Annotated in this window: 14 protein-coding genes; 1 reads left to right on the top strand and 13 read right to left on the bottom strand. The window is 65.4% G+C overall.

The window, feature by feature from the left end; genetic code table 11:
• Positions 1 to 125: 125 nt before the first annotated feature.
• The 13 genes from AB0P23_RS18625 to AB0P23_RS18565 all read right to left on the bottom strand — a co-directional run bounded on the left by AB0P23_RS18625 (position 126) and on the right by AB0P23_RS18565 (position 15,226).
• The gene (locus tag AB0P23_RS18625) at positions 126 to 1,757 is read right to left on the bottom strand and encodes a VWA domain-containing protein (protein WP_283550431.1); all 1,632 of its coding nucleotides are present in this window, start codon (positions 1,755 to 1,757) and stop codon (positions 126 to 128) included.
• 20 nt (positions 1,758 to 1,777) lie between these two features.
• The gene (locus AB0P23_RS18620; RefSeq protein ID WP_027495972.1) at positions 1,778 to 2,209 is read right to left on the bottom strand and encodes an SRPBCC family protein; all 432 of its coding nucleotides are present in this window, start codon (positions 2,207 to 2,209) and stop codon (positions 1,778 to 1,780) included.
• 84 nt (positions 2,210 to 2,293) lie between these two features.
• Complete coding sequence (locus AB0P23_RS18615; protein WP_032373078.1) at positions 2,294 to 3,928, bottom strand: cation acetate symporter; 1,635 nt, start codon at positions 3,926 to 3,928, stop codon at positions 2,294 to 2,296.
• Complete coding sequence (locus AB0P23_RS18610; RefSeq protein ID WP_032373139.1) at positions 3,925 to 4,224, bottom strand: DUF485 domain-containing protein; 300 nt, start codon at positions 4,222 to 4,224, stop codon at positions 3,925 to 3,927. The genes AB0P23_RS18615 and AB0P23_RS18610 overlap by 4 nt, the downstream gene beginning before the upstream one ends.
• A 201-nt stretch (positions 4,225 to 4,425) precedes the next feature.
• Positions 4,426 to 6,168, bottom strand: a complete 1,743-nt coding sequence (locus AB0P23_RS18605; RefSeq protein WP_032399855.1) for a cation acetate symporter — start codon at positions 6,166 to 6,168, stop codon at positions 4,426 to 4,428.
• A gap of 6 nt (positions 6,169 to 6,174) precedes the next feature.
• Positions 6,175 to 6,534, bottom strand: coding sequence for a hypothetical protein (locus AB0P23_RS18600; protein ID WP_027495968.1), 360 nt, complete (start codon positions 6,532 to 6,534; stop codon positions 6,175 to 6,177).
• Positions 6,535 to 6,547: 13 nt separating this feature from the next.
• A complete protein-coding gene (locus AB0P23_RS18595) occupies positions 6,548 to 7,351 on the bottom strand; it encodes a LytTR family DNA-binding domain-containing protein (protein WP_206498763.1) in 804 nt (267 codons plus the stop codon).
• Positions 7,348 to 8,520, bottom strand: a complete 1,173-nt coding sequence (locus tag AB0P23_RS18590; RefSeq protein ID WP_206498762.1) for a histidine kinase — start codon at positions 8,518 to 8,520, stop codon at positions 7,348 to 7,350. Before AB0P23_RS18590 ends, AB0P23_RS18595 begins: the two co-directional genes overlap by 4 nt.
• Positions 8,517 to 9,698 carry an alpha/beta hydrolase gene (locus tag AB0P23_RS18585; RefSeq protein ID WP_283542362.1) on the bottom strand — a complete coding sequence of 394 codons (1,182 nt, stop codon included), beginning with the start codon at positions 9,696 to 9,698 and terminating at the stop codon, positions 8,517 to 8,519. The genes AB0P23_RS18590 and AB0P23_RS18585 overlap by 4 nt, the downstream gene beginning before the upstream one ends.
• 29 nt (positions 9,699 to 9,727) lie before the next feature.
• Positions 9,728 to 11,353, bottom strand: coding sequence for a Na+/H+ antiporter (locus AB0P23_RS18580; RefSeq protein WP_032373083.1), 1,626 nt, complete (start codon positions 11,351 to 11,353; stop codon positions 9,728 to 9,730).
• Positions 11,354 to 11,429: 76 nt separating this feature from the next.
• On the bottom strand, positions 11,430 to 11,618 hold the full coding sequence (locus AB0P23_RS18575; protein ID WP_032373084.1) for an antitoxin: 189 nt from the start codon (positions 11,616 to 11,618) through the stop codon (positions 11,430 to 11,432).
• Between the two features lie 41 nt (positions 11,619 to 11,659).
• On the bottom strand, positions 11,660 to 14,056 hold the full coding sequence (locus AB0P23_RS18570; protein WP_032373085.1) for an HAD-IC family P-type ATPase: 2,397 nt from the start codon (positions 14,054 to 14,056) through the stop codon (positions 11,660 to 11,662).
• Positions 14,057 to 14,110: 54 nt separating this feature from the next.
• Positions 14,111 to 15,226 (bottom strand): MBL fold metallo-hydrolase, encoded by a 1,116-nt coding sequence (locus AB0P23_RS18565; RefSeq protein ID WP_363798738.1) that lies wholly within the window; start codon positions 15,224 to 15,226, stop codon positions 14,111 to 14,113.
• A gap of 94 nt (positions 15,227 to 15,320) precedes the next feature.
• On the opposite strand from AB0P23_RS18565, the gene htpG reads away from it, so the two are divergent.
• On the top strand, positions 15,321 to 17,246 hold the full coding sequence (htpG, locus tag AB0P23_RS18560) for a molecular chaperone HtpG (protein WP_032373086.1): 1,926 nt from the start codon (positions 15,321 to 15,323) through the stop codon (positions 17,244 to 17,246).
• Positions 17,247 to 17,378: the final 132 nt, after the last annotated feature.

Below are 17,378 nucleotides of genomic sequence, written 5' to 3'. Positions count from 1 at the left end.
TGCCGCTGTGACGTCCTGACATCGCTGACTCCCCTACTTATACCCCCGACACGACTGTGTTGCGGGACTTCTCCGCACTACCCCACGTGACGGAGAGCACGCGGCGCACAGCATAGCCGCTCCCGTCAGCGACCGGAACGGCTTCTCAGTGCATTGACGAAGACGTTCGGTATTTCGGCGGGGTTTCGCGCTACGAAGCTGGTGCCCCCGGTGGCAGCAGAAATTTGTTGCAGCACACCCGCATCGGCGTCGTCGGTGATACCGATGGTGACGATGACGACCGGACGAGACGGGTCCTGTTCGGTACGCAGTGTGGCCAGCAGCTCGTCTAGCGAGATGCTGTTCGGGTCCTCGTTGGCACCGTCGGTGAGGATGATGACACTGTTCACCGCGTCGGGGTCGTAGCCCTGCTGCACGGTGCGGAACGCGGCCAACGTGGTGTCGTACAGTCCGGTTCCACCACCGACCAGGGACGGAAGGGTGCGAGTCTGCTGCAGCAGCACTTCCCGCTGGGTCGTGTTGCCGACCTTCTCGTCCATCCGCCGGATCGGAGCCAGCTCACGGTAATCCTGATCGCCGCCGCCGAGTCCGATGGAGAAGGCCCACAATCCCATCGACGCGTTGTCTGGAAACAGTCGATTCCCGGTCTCGCTGGCCTGCACCGTCATCGCGATCCGGGTGTTCGCCCCGGCGCTGTAGTTCATCGAGCCGGACACGTCTTCCATCACGAGCGTTCGCGACGGGAGCGCCAGCACCTGATATTGACGCAGCACCGATTCGGCAGCCTGCTGGTCGCCGATCGCCAGACTCTCGACGGCACCGATACCACGATCCGAATCGAGGGGCGCGTCGTCTTCCGACCGAAAACCGGCCTCGGACAACATCTCCCGACCTCGATCGGATTCGATGACCGCGGCCAGTGCGGTGCCGACCGACTTCGCGCTGTCGTGCCGCTCGCCTGCAGGCTCGGTGACGGCCAGCGGGAAGTTCAGAAAGATGCTGCCCGTCGGCGGCACCGTCGCACCGAGTTCGGCACCGGTGTCGTTTCGGTACTGCAACATGGTCTGCTCGGACACCACGGCCACGCCGCCGTCGGCCACCAGATCGTCCAACCGGGTGGTGGGATCGGCTTCGCCTCGGGTGGCGGCCTGAGCCTGAGCGATCGGCACGAGCGCCGTGGACACCGCATCGAGGGCCTTCTCGTCTCCACCCGCCTCGGCTACCGCCCCGAGGATCGCCGCGTCGGAGATGGTGTTGGCCAACGGATTACCGATGCGCAAACCTTCGAGCTTCAGTGCGGTGAGCCACGTGTCGAAGAACGGAACCTCGTCCTTGCGGGTTGCGAGGACGGCCGGGGTGCTCGCCACCGACTGGCTCGCCAGGTCGATCAGCGAGGCGGTCGATCGCACTGTCTTGCCGACCCACAGCGACGAATCGGGAATCCAGAGCGAGGGAACGTCGTCGCCTTTGGCCACTGCGGCCGACACCTGACCCGACTCCATCGCCGTCACCGCCACCTCGGCACAACCGAGATCCTCGGGCGCGGAGTCGTCGACGATCTTCTGCAGTACCGGCGCGATCGCGGGGTCGGCAGCCAACGTGTAGTTCGGCGGGTCACCGCAGTCGCTGCCGAAGACCTTCTGCGCCACGAACACTCCGCCTGCGACGATCAGAAGCAGGACGACGGCAACGACGACGTACTTGGCGAACCCTCTGTTGCCCGTCGCGGACGACGGCGCACTGTGCCTACCGGGCATGTATCTCCACTCCTACACCGTCAGGCGTAGATCTTGACGAACGTCTTCAGCGAGTTCTCGATGTCGCCCTTGAGCGCGCGAGCGACACCGGACCCGATGGGTCCGAACAACGGGGCACCGCCCAGGTTGACGTCGATCGTGATCTCGGACCCGTCACCCTTGGACTTCACAGACAGGTCGAGACCGATCTTCACTCCGCCCTTACCGTTGCCCTTGAGCTCGAGCTTCCGGGGCGGATCGTAGGACTCGATCTTCCACGAGACGCGGTTGCGCATGCCCTTCACGCTGGCGATGGAGTCCAGGGTGGTGCCGACGGCCAGCTGCTCGGGCAGCTCACCGCGCCACGCTTCGTGGATGGAGAGCCACTGCTCGTAGCCGGACAGATCGGACGCATGCGCCCACGTCTGCTCGGGAGTCAGCGGGACGTCGAGGGAAACCTTCAGCTTGGCCACAGCAGGGATGGTAACCGCTGGACGAAAAATGCCCGTGTGAGGCCTTGCTCACACGGGCACTTCGCGAACAGTTCTACAGGTGGATCAGTGGGCGCTGGCCTTCTCCGCACCGATGCCGGTGAGAGAGCGAACCTCCATCTCGGCCTGCTTGTCGGTGTTCTCGGTGTCCTTCGAGATCAGCGTTCCGACGATACCGAGGATGAATGCCAACGGAATCGACACGATGCCGGGGTTGGACAGCGGGAACCATGCGAAGTCCGAGCCGGGGATCATCGACGTCTTCGATCCCGACACGGCCGGGGAGAAGATGATCAGCACGATCGTCGAGATCAGGCCGCCGTACATGCTGAACAGTGCGCCCGTGGTGGTGAAGCGACGCCAGAACAGCGAGTACAGGATGGTCGGCAGGTTCGCTGCTGCCGCGACGGCGAACGCCAGCGCCACCAGGAAGGCGATGTTCTGCCCGTTCGCGAGGATGCCGAGGCCGATGGCCAGGATGCCGATGACGACGGCCGTGATCCGCGAGACCTTGACCTGCTTCTTGTCGTCGACCTTGCCCTTCTTGATGACGCTCGCATAGATGTCGTGAGCGAACGACGCCGACGCGGTGATCGTCAATCCGGCGACGACGGCGAGGATGGTCGCGAAGGCGACCGCAGAGATGACGCCGAGCAGAATGACGCCGCCGAGCTCGAAGGCCAGCAGCGGGGCTGCGGAGTTCTGACCGCCGGCGGAGGCCAGGATGCGGTCGGGTCCGACGATCGCTGCGGCGCCGTAGCCGAGCACGAGGGTGAACAGGTAGAACGCACCGATGAGCGCGATGGCCCACACGACACTGCGACGAGCTTCCTTGGCGGTGGGCACCGTGTAGAAGCGCATCAGCACGTGCGGCAGACCTGCCGTACCGAGGACGAGTGCGATGCCGAGCGACAGGAAGTTGATCTTCGAGGTGGCGCTGCCGCCGTACTGGGCACCGGGCTCGATGACGTCACGAGCACCGACGATCGGGTCGGCCGAGCTCGACACCATCGCCTGCGCGCTGCCGAGAAGCTCGGAGAAGTTCAGGCCGAACTTGGCGAGCACGAGCACGGTCATGAATGCGGCACCGGCGATGAGCAGAACGGCCTTGATGATCTGCACCCACGTGGTGCCCTTCATACCGCCGATGAGCACGTACGCGATCATCAGCACACCGACGATGGCGATCACGATGGACTGTCCGGTGCGGTCGGAGATGTCGAGCAGCAGTGCGACGAGTCCGCCTGCGCCTGCCATCTGAGCCAACAGGTAGAACAGCGACACCGTCAGCGTCGACAGTGCGGCCGCGGTACGAACCGGGCCTTGCTTGAGCCGGAAGCTCAGCACGTCCGCCATCGTGAACTTGCCGGTGTTCCTGAGCAATTCGGCAACGAGCAGGAGCGCGACGAGCCAGGCGACGAGGAACCCGATGGAGTACAGGAAGCCGTCGTAGCCGTAGACGGCGATGGCACCGGCGATACCGAGAAAGCTTGCGGCCGAGAGGTAGTCACCGGCAATGGCGACGCCGTTCTGCGGTCCGGAGAATCCGCCGCCCGCGGTGAAGAACTCCGCAGACGTCGCGTTCTTCTTGGAGGCGCGAATGACGACGGCCATCGTGATGAGGACGAACGCGCCGAAGATCGCGATATTGACGAGCGGTTCACCGACGGTGGTGTCGGCGGCCTGGGCTAGTACATTCACGACTTCGCTCCCTGGGAGGCTTCCATCTCGGCGCGCAGGGCTGCGGCGCGAGGATCGAGTTCACGGTTGGCGAACCGCACGTAGATGCCGGTGATGGCGAACGTGGTGACGAACTGGCCGAGGCCGAGCAGCAGACCGACGTTGATGTTGCCCCACACCTTGGTCGACATGAAGTCGACGGCGTAGGTGCTGAGCAGCACGTAGATGACGTACCAGACCAGGAAGAACCCGGCCATCGGGAACACGAAGCTACGCAGGCGGTGCCGGAGTTCCTGGAACTCGGGACTGGCCTGCATGTCGACGAACGCTTGCGCGTCCGGTGGCGAATTGGTTTCCGGTGCGGTCACCTTGGACTCCTGAAGTAGATGTGAGCTGTAGCTGACTCGGAACAGTAGTGAGAGTCAGGTCACAACATCAGGGGGTGGCGTCGATCACACGACGGGCTGCGGGAGTGTGCGACGAGCGGTAGCGCAGACCCGACGAACGGCCTCCTCTCGCTACAGCTCGCGCTCTCGGTCTTTGCCCATGTCGAGGCCTTCGGGCAGGTGCAATCGGGCGAAGATTCGGGAGATGTCCGACGGCACTGTTCGCCGGGTGGCGAGGCTGACGACGATCATCGCGGCGAAGGCCACGGGAACGCTGACCGCGGCCGGGTAGCCGAGTATCGCTGCCGCCCAGCCCCCGAGGACGCCGTCGGAGATGGGGGTGACGACGGAGATCGACGCGGCGACGAGGGAGAGTCCGCCGCCGAGGAACAGCCCGGCCGCGGCTCCTGCTGCGGTGAGTCCGCGCCACCAGATGCCGAGCACGAGCAGCGGACACAGCGTGGACGCGGCGACGGCGAACACGAGCCCGACGGTACGCGAGAGATCCAGTGAGACAACGCCGATCGACAGTGCAAGTGGCACTGCGCCGGCAAGGACGGCCGCGACACGAAAGTCTCGGACCTTGCCCGAGAGCACGTCGGTGCTCAGGACACCCGCGATGCTGACCAGCAGGCCGGACGACGTGGACAGGAAGGCGGCGATAGCACCGGCGGCGACGAGTGCGGCCAGCAGCTGGCCGGGTACCCCCGACAGCACGGAGCCGGGCAGCAGCAACACTGCGGCGTCGGAGGCACCGGTGATGAGCAGTTGCGGCACGTAGAGCCGGGCGAACACTCCGAGGACCGTCGGGAACAGATAGAACGTGCCGAGCAGCGCCAGCACGGTCAGCGAGGTCAATCGCGCGGCTCGGCCGTCGGGGTTGGTGTAGAACCGCACCAGCACGTGCGGCAGCCCGAGGGTGCCGAGGAACGTGGCCAGGATCAGTGAATACACCTGGTAGAGCGGGTGCTGACCGCCCAGTCCCCCGCCGGGCATCGCCCAGGCGCGGTCGGTGGTCGGCGCGCCGGCGACTACCGGAACCGGCGAGCCTGCGTCGAGGGTGAGCAGTGTCCCGGACCCGAGCCGGTGTTCGCCGGCATCGAGAGTCACACGTCCGTCGACGCTCTGCTCGTCCAGGGTTCCTGCCACGGACACCACGATCGGCGAGTCGACCTGCACGAGCACGTCGGTGGTGATGTCGACCCGGGTCTGCTCGGCGACGGTCGGCGGGGCCGCGGTACCGACGCTGCGGTCGTCGGCGACGAAGTGGACGGTCAACACCAGCGCAGGGATGGCGATCGCGGTGAGCTTGAGCCAGTACTGGAACGCCTGCACGAAGGTGATCGAGCGCATTCCGCCGCCGACGACGTTCGCGATGACGATCAGACCGACCGCGAGTGCTCCCACCCAGCCCGGCACCCCGAGGAGGATGTTCAGCGTCAGGCCTGCGCCCTGGAACTGCGGCACCAGATACAGCGCGCAGATCACCACCACCACGAGCATGGCCACGGTACGCAACCATGGTGCGCCGAGCCGGAATTCGACGAAGTCGGGCACCGTGTACGCACCGCTCCTGCGCAGTGGGGCGGCGACGAAGAGCAGTAGACCGAGATAGCCTGCCGTGAAGCCGACGGGATACCACAGCGCATCGGCACCGTACTTGGCGATGAGACCGGCAACACCGAGAAACGATGCGGCAGAAAGGTACTCGCCACTGATGGCCGCGGCGTTCCACCGCGGTCCGACGGTCCGCGAGGCCACCAGGAAGTCGGACGTGGTGCGGGCCAATCGAACTCCGTAGACACCGATGCCGACAGTTGCCACCGCGGCCACGATCAACGCAATCAGTGTCGCGACGGGTATCGATCCGTTCACCGGCGCCTAGTCCTCGACCAGGCCGACGAACTCGGCCTCGTTACGCTCGGCGCGGCGCACGTACGCGCGGCCGACGCCGAACAGCAACGGATAGATGGCCACCCCCAGCAGCAACCACGGCAACCCGATACCGAACGGCGCGACATCGGTGAAACGGGTGAGCAGCATGCCCAACAGGGGAATCGCGAACAGGATCGACAACGTCATCACTGCCAGGCGCAGCGACAGCAGGAGTTGCGCACGCACCAGGCTTCGCACCAGCGCGTCGCCCACCTCGGTTTGCTCCTGCACCTCGACGCGGGTGCGCACCAGGCGCGCGCCGCGGCGCTGCGAGAGCACCACCCGCTCCCGGTGCGGCTGACTCACCGCGCACCTCTCGTCACCGTGACGACCACGACTGCAGCGGACCGCGCACGAGCCGGTCCTTCAGTTCTCTGGTGTGCCGCCGGCTCACCGGGAGTTCACAGGCCGGCAGCGCGCCGGTGGCGCGCAGACACACCACCAAGCCCGAACCGACGCTTCTGATTCCGGTGACCAACGAAAGCGAAACCAGATACGAACGATGCACTCGCAGGAAACCGGCATCGGCCCAACGACTTTCGAGAGCCGAGATGGGAATTCGCACCAGGTGCGAACCGGTGGCGGTGTGCAGCCGCGCGTAGTCACCGTCGGCCTCCACCCATGCCACCGACGACCGGTGTACCAGCGTGGTGGTTCCACCGAGCTCGACCGGGATGACCTCGTCGGCAGCCGATTCGCCCGACTCGGCGGGCCGACGACGGGCAAGCAGAACCCGTCGGACGGCCTCGGCCAAGCGGTCGTCGCGCAACGGCTTGAGGAGGTAGTCCACCGCGCCCAGATCGAAGGCAGCCAATGCCCGATCGTCGTGCGCGGTGACGAACACGACCGCAGGTGGCCGAGCGAACGCCGACAGGATTCCGGCGAGCTCGAGGCCGTCGAGGCCGGGCATGTTGATGTCGAGGAACACTGCATCGACCACGGATTGACCGGAGGTCTGCTTGAGTTGGCGCAGGGCGGTGGTCGCGTCCTGCGCGGTGTGCACCTCGGCCACGGCCTCCTGCTCGCGCAGCAGGAAAGCCAGCTCGTCCAGGGCGGGCCGCTCGTCGTCGACCGCCAGCACGACCAGCCCGCGCGACGAACCGGAGTTCGCTGGATGCGTCATGCCCGCACCCCCGGCCTGAACTTGGGCACCCGCATGCTCACTTTCGTGCCTGCTCCCGGTGCGGTGTCCACGACGAGACCGTAGTCGTTTCCGAAGGCCGCCCGCAGCCGATCGTCCACGTTCGCCAGTCCGACGTGGGCCGCATCCTCGGTGTGCATGCTGCCCGATCGCAGTACCTCGGGGTCCATTCCCACTCCGTCGTCCTCGATGCTGATCACGGCGTCGGTGCCCTCGTCGGCGGCGATGATCGTGACGCGACCGCCGTCGGCCTTGCCCGACAACCCGTGCCGGACGGCGTTCTCCACCAGCGGCTGCAGTGCCAGAAAAGGCAGGGCCACCCCGAGCACCTCGGGAGCCACCTGCAGGGTGACCTGCAGCGAATCGCCGAACCGGGCCCGTTCGAGCGTCAGGTACCGATCGATGTTGCGTAGCTCGTCGGCGAGCACGGTGAATTCCCCGGCGTTGCGGAAGGAGTACCGGGTGAAATCGGCGAATTCGAGCACCAGTTCCCGTGCCCGATCCGGGTCGGTACGGACGAACGACGCGATGGTGCCCAGCGCGTTGTAGATGAAATGCGGGCTGATCTGGGCCCGGAGTGCACGCACCTCGGCTCGGTCCAACCGCGCCCGCGATGCGTCGAGTTCGGCGAGTTCGATCTGACCGAACGCGTAGCGCGCGACCTCGGCGATGGCCCCGAGCATCCCCGGCCCTGGTTCGGCCACCACCGCGGCACCGAGCACCCCCACCACCGGCGAATCCTCGTCGATCAACGGCTGCACCACCAGTGCTTTGACCTCGTGGATCGAGCCGAGCGGAAGCCGCACCAGCACTCGCCGCTGCCCGTCGACGGCGCGTCTGGCCGCCTCCACGAACGCCGGAGTCAACTCCGGCCACGGCCCGTCCCAGGCCAGCAGCGACGCACTCGGATCGCAGATACCCAATGCATCCGCCCCGGTCAGGACTCGAAGATGGGGAGCAGCGGCGGCAGCCGAGCGGGCATCGAGACCGTTCCGCAGCGGCTTCGCCGCCAACGACGCGGTATGCAGGGTGGCATGAACCGCGCGCTCCTCCGGGGTGGTCAGATCGCGTCGGCCACGCAGGCTGATCAGCGCGATGGCGGTGACGATCGCCGCCACGATCACCGCCATCCACGCCAGTGCCGCGGTCATCGTGCGCAGGTGGTCGAGTTGGGCACGTTCAGGAAACGCTCGACGAGCCAGTCGACGCCGATCGCGTTGGCGGCCAGATCCGCGTGCCCCTGCTCGGGTTCCGAACGCAGTTCCACGTCGTCGCCGAGTCCGCAGGCTTTCGCCACGGCGTCGCGAGTCCACTGCGGATCGATCAGGTCGTCGCGCTCGCCGACCAGAACGAACAGCGGAACATCGGTGCGGGACGTCGGCAGCGCCACCGATCGGAGCCAGTCCGTCATACGATTCGCGGCCCGGTCATCGGCCGGGACGGCATCGGCCGGATCGATGACGGCACCCGCGTCGGCCTTGGAGAAACCCAGCAGATCGCTGCAGGCCGTCAGCGCGGTCACGTTGTCGGCGAAGGAGCCGCGGATGTAGTCCGAGCGCTCGACGCTCGGATCCGTGACGTGCAGACCCTCGAAGAGAAACGGCACCAGCAACTGACGGGACAGGGTCTGTTCGGTGTCGGCTGCGAAGTATCGCGTGAGATCGGCTGCAGGCGACAGCGCGGCGACTCCGACCAGTTCCAAACCGTCGCCGTACTCCGCATTGCGCTCGGCAGCGGCCCAGACTGCTTGTCCCCCTTGAGAAGTGCCGATGGCACCCCATCGGGTTCCGACGTCGGGCACCACGGTACGCGCGGCGCGCACCGCATCGATGACGTCGTAGGCCGCAGCATCGATGTTCAGATACGCCGGATCTCCCGGAGTTCCCAGACCCTGGTAATCCGTCACCACCACGACGGTGCCGCGCTGGAGGAACGGCGTCACCAGGCCGATGGTGCCCAACAGGTTCGGATACAGCGAGGGCGCACACTCGTCGGTGACACCGGTGGTGCCGTGCCCGACCGAGACGATCGGCCAGCCACCGGCAGGCGCAGAACCCTTGGGCACGAACACCGTTGCCGATGCCTCGGTTCCGCCACCGGTGACGCCGTCGGTGGTGCGGTAGACGATCTTCGTGGCGGATCCACCCAGGAAGGCGACACCGATGTCGACCTGACCGAGCGGCATCGACGACACGATCGAACCGCGGTCGGAGCCCTCGGGTGCCGGATTCGACGTGGGTGCCGGAGCCACGAGAGGCACGGCAGGCGAACTGCACGCGGCGAGGGCGAACACGAGTGCCGCGGCGGCCACCAGTCCGGTCGACCTCACTGTCTCAGCGCTCCCACTGTGTTCGTCGTCTACGTCGTGCGTCGTTCGATGCGTGCCTCGGCCGCGATCTCTTCCACGTCCAGACCATTCAACACTGCGCGGAGGGCTTCGTCGTCCAACTCCCCCGAGTCGCGGGCGGCGATCAGTGCGGCCCGCTGCGCGACCAGGACATTGTGCCGCAGGGTGTCGAACAGCGCGCCGGCCGCCGCGATTCGCTTCTCCCGGTCCTCGGTCTCGTCCGCGTCCATCCGGGCCCGCACCGACCGTCGCACGCGCGCGATCACCTCGGCTACCCGATCACTGTCGACGCCGGAGATACCGTCCTTCGCGGCCCGCTCGAGGTACGTCTCGGCAGCCGTGCGGGCGATGGCCTGCGAGAGCAATCGTTGATTGTCGTTGCGTTGCTGCTCGAGTGGATCGGCGACGTCCAATCGTCGAATAAGGAGCGGAAGCGTCAGGCCCTGCAGCAGCAACGTTCCGACTGCGACGACGAACGCGACCGCTTGAATCACCGCCCGCCCGGGAAATTCGTCGCCGAGCACGGTGGTGAACGGAACACCCGCGGCTGCGGCGAGAGTCACCACCCCGCGCATCCCGGCCCACGACAGCACCAGGTTCTGCTGCCACGTCAGGCCGTCGGCCACCCCCTCGCGGCGAAACACCGTGCGAAAGAGCAGGTTTCTCCCCGAGTTGAAGAAGATCCAGGCCGGACGAACGACGATGACCACGAGCAGCACCAGCAGCGCGTACCCGAAGATGTGATGCACCGGAAGACCCTCGCGCTGCACCTCGGAGATGACGAACTTCAGCTGTAAACCCATGTACGCGAACACGAATGCTTCCAGCAGCAGGTCCACCGTCGGCCACACCTGGCGCTCCTGCACCCGGGTCGAGACCGACACGTCGGCCGTGACACGGCCCAGTACGAAACCTGCGGTGACGACGGCCAACACGCCGGACGCGTGAATCTCTTCCGCTGCCAGATAGGCCGCGAACGGCAGGACGAGTCCGAGCACCGTCTCGAGCGCCGAGTCGGCGATCCGGTTTCGCACGAAACGAACGATGCGCGAGAGGACGAATCCGACCAGCACGCCGCCGACGATCTCGTACAGAAAGAACAGGACCGGTGAGCCGAGTTCGATACGACTGCCCGTCACCGACGCAACGGTCAAGGTGAACAAGGTCAACGCAGCCGCGTCGTTCACCAGGCTCTCCCCGGTGAGGATGGCCATCATTCTCGCGGGCAGGCCGAGCTTGCGGCCGACGGCGATCGCAGAGACCGCGTCGGGTGGGGCCACGACGGCACCGAGCACGAGGGCCGCGCCCAGGGTCAGCTCGGGAACGAGCAGGTTGGCGAAGTACCCGACGGCCACGGTCGTCACGATCACCATCACCAGACCGAGGCGCAGGATCTGACCGATGTTGCGGCGAAAACTGACGAAGGAGTAGTTCAGCGCCGCGGAGTACAGCAACGGCGGCAGCACGACACCGAGGATGAGCTGGGGCGAGAGACTGATGTGCGGTACGCCGGGCACGAACGATGCGATGGATCCGACGGTCACCAGAACGAGCGGGACCTGCAGGTCCAGACGCTTGGCGAATCCCGCGACCGCGATCGCGAAGATGACTACGAGAAGAAGTACCGGTCCGTCCACCCGCCCGATTCTGCCGCCCGCAGCGCCCTACGGCACCACCGACGACCCGAACACCGGGTGGACGGTCCGAATCGACCTACTTGTCCGGAATTGCCTTCTTGGCTGCTTCCTGCACCTTGTCGATCTTGTCCGCGTACTTGCCGCCGGTCTTGTTGTCGATCAAGTCCCCGGCCTTCTCCACGACGTCGTCGATCTTGTCCGCGTTCTCTGCCGCAAGGTCCTTGCCCTTGTCGACCATGCCCTTCAAATTGTCTGCGAAGCCCATGAAACTCTCCTGCCAGTCGGGTGAAACGGAACACCTGCAGTTTACGTTCGCTCCTGCCGGTTGCGCAGTACCGATCCGAATCGGTGGGCGACCTCGACGAGTGCGATACCGACAGCGCCGATGATCAACGCGCTCGTGGTGGCACCGACGTTCGAGGGATCGAGCTTGAAGAAGGTGCGGCAGAACGGGATTGCGAACAACAACAGGTATCCGCCGACGGATCCCGCGAGCAGCACCACCTTCCACCAGGTGTACGGCCGCGCGACGACGGCCAGGACCCACAGCGCGATCATGATCAACGTGATCAGTGCGGTGGTGCTCGCCTGGGTCACCTGTGTCTCGGTGGCGTTCGGACCCGCGTAGGCCAGCAGATACGACACGAACGTGCACGAGCCGACGATCAACCCGGACGGAACGGCCAACCGCATCACCCGCGAGACGAACCCGCTGCGTGCCCGTTCGTTGTTCGGGGCCAGCGAGAGCACGAACGCCGGAATGCCGATGGTGAACCACGCGGCGATGGTCACGTGCCTCGGCAGGAAGGGATACGGGATCGGCTCGAAATGGAAGACCTGCGACAGCACTCCCGAGAGCCCGATCAGAAACGCCAGCAACACCGAGTACACGGTCTTGGTCAGGAACAGGTTGGACACGCGCTCGATGTTGCCGATGACGCGTCGCCCCTCCCCTACGACATAGGGCAGCGTGGCGAACTTGTTGTCCAACAACACGATCTGCGCGACGGCACGCGTGGCCGCACTACCCGAGCCCATCGAGACACCGATATCGGCGTCCTTCAATGCGAGCACATCGTTGACGCCGTCACCGGTCATCGCAACGGTATGACCTCGAGACTGCAACGCGCCCACCATCGCACGCTTCTGGTCCGGCCGAACGCGGCCGAACGTCGTCGAGTTCTGCACGGAGTCGGCCAGTTGCTCGGAATCCTCGGGCAGGTCACGTGCGTCGATCGGGGCGTCGCCACCGGGAAGTCCGAGCGAGCCGGCGACCGCGCCGACCGACACGGCGTTGTCCCCGGAAATGACCTTGACCTGAACGTGCTGACTTGCGAAGTACTCCAACGTGTCTCGGGCGTCCTCGCGCACCTTCTGCTCGAGAATCACCAGAGCCCGCGGGGTGACGACTCCCGGCGCCGCGGTGTCGTCGACGGCGAGGTCACTGCTGGCGAGCAGCAGTACCCGCAGACCCTTGGAGCCGGCATCTTCGGCCTGTCGAGCGGTCTCCGAGGTCGGGTCGAGCAACACGTCCGGGGCACCGAGCAGCCAGTTACCGTGCTCGCCGTACGACAGACCGCTCCACTTCTTGGCCGAGGAGAACGGGGCCACCGCGCTCTGCGTCCACCCCGGCGCGTCGGGGTACGCCTCGGCTACGGCCTGCACACTGGCATTGGGCCGCGGGTCGTCGTACGCCAGAGACGCCAATACTTTTGGCACCGAGTCGGAGTCGTGCTCGTCGATCAACACCAATTCCGAGAGCCGCATGCCGTTCTCGGTGAGAGTGCCGGTCTTGTCGGCGCACACCACGTCGACGCGCGCGAGCCCCTCGATGGCAGGCAATTCCTGCACCAGGCACTGCCGTTGCCCGAGCCTGATGACACCCACCGCGAACGCGATCGACGTCATCAGCACCAGACCCTCGGGGACCATCGGGACCAGCGCCGCGACCATACCGTTCAAGGCAGGCCGCAGAGCCTGCCCGCTGGAGAACAATTGGTTGTAGATGATCAGCGCCCCGGCCGGAATCATCAGGTAGGTGATGAATTTCAGGATCTTGTCGATACCGCTGCGCAGCTCGGACTTGACCAGGGTGAACTTGCTGGCCTCTTCGGCGAGCTTGGCAGCATAGGCGTCGCGTCCGACCTTCGTTGCCCGGTAGGCCCCACTGCCCGAGACGACGAAGCTGCCCGAAAGTACCTGCGCTGCTTCGAGTTTGTGCACCGTATCGGCCTCACCGGTGAGCAGCGACTCGTCGATCTCCAGGCTTGCCGTCTCGATGACCTCGCCGTCGACGACGATCTGATCACCCGGTCCAAGTTCGACGATGTCACCGAGGACGACCTCGTCGGGCGGAATCTGTTGCGAGACACCGTCGCGTCGCACCTGCGGCTTGTTCTGACCGACGATGGCCAACCGATCCAGCGTGCGCTTCGCGCGGATCTCCTGAATGATTCCGATGCCACTGTTCGCGACGATCAACAGGCCGAACATGCCATCGATCACCGAGCCCGTCGAGAGCACGATGATCAGCAGCACACCGAGAATCGCGTTGATTCGGGTGAACACATTGCCCCGGACGATGTCGCGAACCGAGCGTGAAGCGCGAGCGGGAACGTCGTTCGATTTCCCCTCGGCCCGCAGTGCGGCGACCTCCGCCTCGGTCAGCCCGGTGTCCCGCTGTGCATCGGCGTCGATAGACATGCGTGCAGCCTAGTTGGGTCGTTCCGGCAGGCTCCACTCCTTGCCTAGTGGGGCTCAGCCCAGACGGGTCCACCAGCGATCGTCGGGCACGGTCCTCGTACCGTCGACGCGTTGACCCGGCATCGGCACCGCCACCTGCACTCCGACGTCCTGCGCGGCGGCGTGCAGCCGCACGATCGGCTCGGACCACGGGTGGAACGCCAGGTTGAACGTCGCCCAGTGGATCGGCACGAAGACCCCCGACGGCGTCAGATCGACGTGCGCCGTGACAGCCTCCTCGGGATTCATGTGGATGTCCGGCCACCGCACGTCGTAGGCCCCGACCGGAAGAAGCGTCAGGTCGAAGGGTCCGTACTTGCTGCCGATCTCGGCGAACTTCGGTGTGTAACCGGTGTCGCCGCCGAAGAAGACGCGTCGTACCGGACCGGCGAACGCCCAGGACGCCCACTGCGTCGAATCGCGAGTCAGGCCGCGTCCGGAAAAGTGACGAGCCTCGGTGCACGTGACGGTAAGGCCACCGATCGCCGTCTGCTCGTCCCAATCGAGTTCGATGATGCGTTCCTCGGGCACCCGCCACTTGCGCAGGTGCGCGCCGATGCCCAGGGGCACGACGAAGGGAGCCGACTGCGTGCTCGCCAGCTTCTGCACCGTCGCCTTGTCCAGGTGGTCGTAATGATCGTGGGAGATCACGATGGCGTCGACCCGAGGTAGGTCCGTCAGGTCGACCGGCGTCGGATGCAGCCGTGCCGGGCCCACCACCGAGGACGGGGACACACGATTGCTCCACACCGGATCGGCCAGAATGCGATACCCGTCGACCTCGACGAGCACACTCGAATGTCCGTACCAGGTGACCGCCAGCTCGCCCGCGTCCACCGGCGCGATCGGCGGTGCCAGTGGGATCGGCCGCTGCGGCCTGCCCTTACCTCGCTCGGTGAACAGCGAGACGAGCATGTTCTTCTGCCCCTTCTCGCCGCGACCCGGGACGTAACTGGAGCTGGGGTCGGAGTTGTGGAATCGGCGGTCGCGGTAGCGCGGAGACCCGGCCGCGTACGGAGTGATGTGCGCTCTCCTGGCACCGATGGCCGACGGAAGCCCCCACAGCGCACGCGCCAACCATGCCCCGCCCAACGCTGCGGTTGCTCCTGCTGCCAACTTCGTCTTCGTCACGGGCACCACAGTAGGCGGCGCCGACGTCTTCGCAGCTCACCCGTAGCCTTGCCGTAGAATATTTGCGTCGGTTTTGCTGCTAGAAGGGGAGACATTGAGTACCGAACAGCTCGAATTCCAGGCGGAGACGCGTCAGCTCCTGGATCTGATGGTGCACTCCATCTACTCCAACAAGGACAGCTTTCTCCGTGAACTGATCTCGAACTCCTCGGACGCGCTGGACAAGCTGCGCCTGGAGTCGTACCGCAACAAGGATCTGGACGTCGACGTCTCGGATCTGCACATCGAGATCGACATCGACTCCTCCGCTCGTACCCTCACCATCCGGGACAACGGCATCGGCATGTCGCGCTCGGAGGTCATCGACCTCATCGGCACGCTCGCCAAGTCCGGCACCGCCGAGGTCCGCAAGAAGCTCAAGGAAGCCAAGGACGCAGCGGCTTCCGAGGAGCTGATCGGCCAGTTCGGCATCGGCTTCTACTCGACGTTCATGGTGGCCGAGAAGGTCACGCTCCTCACCCGCAAGGCCGGCGAGAGCACCGCCACCAAGTGGGAATCCACCGGCGAGGGCACCTACGAGATCACCGACGTCGACGACGCCCCGCAGGGTTCCTCGGTCACGCTGGCTCTCAAGGCCGCCGACGAGGAAGACCACCTCCACGACTACGCGTCCGAGCGCAAGATCAAGGAACTAATCAAGAAGTACTCGGACTTCATCGCCTGGCCCATTCGCATCGACGTCGAGAAGCGCGTCAAGAGCGAAGAGGAAGGCGGCGAGGACACCGTCACGATCGAGACGGAAACGATCAACTCACAGAAGGCGCTGTGGACCCGCTCCAAGGACGAGGTGTCCGAGGAGGAATACAAGGAGTTCTACAAGCACGTCAGCCACGCCTGGGACGAGCCGCTCGAGGTCATTCCGTTCAAGGCCGAGGGCACGTTCGAATACCAAGCGCTGCTGTTCATTCCGTCGCAGGCACCGTTCGACCTGTTCATGCGCGAGAGCAAGGCCGGCGTACACCTGTACGTCAAGCGCGTGTTCATCATGGACGATTCGCAGGAACTGCTGCCCGAGTACCTGCGCTTCGTCAAGGGTGTCGTCGACGCAGCGGACCTCTCGCTCAACGTTTCTCGCGAGATCCTGCAGCAGGACCGGCAGATCCGCGCGATCCGTCGTCGCCTGACCAAGAAGGTGCTCTCGACCGTCAAGGAGCTGCAGAGCGAGCAGCCCGACAAGTACAAGACGCTGTGGTCGCAGTTCGGCACGGTCCTCAAGGAAGGCCTGATCTCCGACTCCGACAACCGCGAAACCCTCTTGGGCATCTCGTCGTTCGCGTCCACCCACTCCGAAGAGGGTCTGACGACCCTCGCCGAGTACGTGGACCGGATGAAGGACGGCCAGCAGCAGATCTACTACATGACGGGCGAATCGCGTCAGCAGATCGAGAGCTCGCCGCACATGGAGGCGTTCAAGGCTCGCGGTCTCGAGGTGCTGCTGCTCACCGATTCGGTCGACGAGGTGTGGGTCGGCAACGTCACCGACTTCGACGGAAAGTCGTTCCAGTCCATCGCCAAGGGCGAGGTGGACCTCGACACCGAAGAGGAGAAGAAGGAGTCCGAGGCCAAGCGCGAGGAGCAGGACAAGGAATTCGCCGACCTGCTCACCTGGCTGACCGACACGCTCGGCGAGGACGTCAAGGAGGTACGTCTGTCGACGCGCCTGACGACGTCACCGGCCTGCGTCGTCGGTGACGAGTTCAGCTTCTCCCCGCAGCTCGAGAAGATGTACAAGGCCTCGGGCCAGTTCGTGCCGACCTCCAAGCGCATCCTCGAACTCAACCCGAACCACGACCTGGTGACGGGACTGAAGAAGGCCCGCGAGGATCGCAGCGACGATCCGCACCTCGCCGAGACCGCCGAATTGCTCTATGCGACGGCACTTCTCGCCGAGGGAACCGAGCTGAAGGATCCGGCGAAGTTCTCCAAGTTGCTCGCCGATCGGTTGACGCGCACCATCTGAGCGGCTTCGCCCCATGTGAGTGGAACTTCGTAGCCTGCTACGTGTTCAGTCTGGGGACATATGAGACACGAGATGTCCACGGACATGTGACACACGGGCTGTGATGATGCTGCGGGGCACTGTGACCGGCTA

This window comes from Rhodococcus sp. NPDC077669, assembly GCF_040686915.1.
GTDB lineage: Bacteria > Actinomycetota > Actinomycetes > Mycobacteriales > Mycobacteriaceae > Rhodococcoides > Rhodococcoides fascians.
The sequence above is the reverse complement of the archived record's forward strand: the minus strand, read 5'-3'. Positions and strand labels throughout refer to the sequence as shown.

Coding starts and splice junctions, on each gene's coding strand:
- AB0P23_RS18610 (WP_032373139.1), bottom strand. CDS start 4,224: ATGCAGGCCAGTCCCGAGTTCCAGGAACTCCGGCACCGCCTGCGTAGC.
- AB0P23_RS18625 (WP_283550431.1), bottom strand. CDS start 1,757: ATGCCCGGTAGGCACAGTGCGCCGTCGTCCGCGACGGGCAACAGAGGG.
- AB0P23_RS18575 (WP_032373084.1), bottom strand. CDS start 11,618: ATGGGCTTCGCAGACAATTTGAAGGGCATGGTCGACAAGGGCAAGGAC.
- AB0P23_RS18595 (WP_206498763.1), bottom strand. CDS start 7,351: ATGACGCATCCAGCGAACTCCGGTTCGTCGCGCGGGCTGGTCGTGCTG.
- AB0P23_RS18570 (WP_032373085.1), bottom strand. CDS start 14,056: ATGTCTATCGACGCCGATGCACAGCGGGACACCGGGCTGACCGAGGCG.
- AB0P23_RS18590 (WP_206498762.1), bottom strand. CDS start 8,520: ATGACCGCGGCACTGGCGTGGATGGCGGTGATCGTGGCGGCGATCGTC.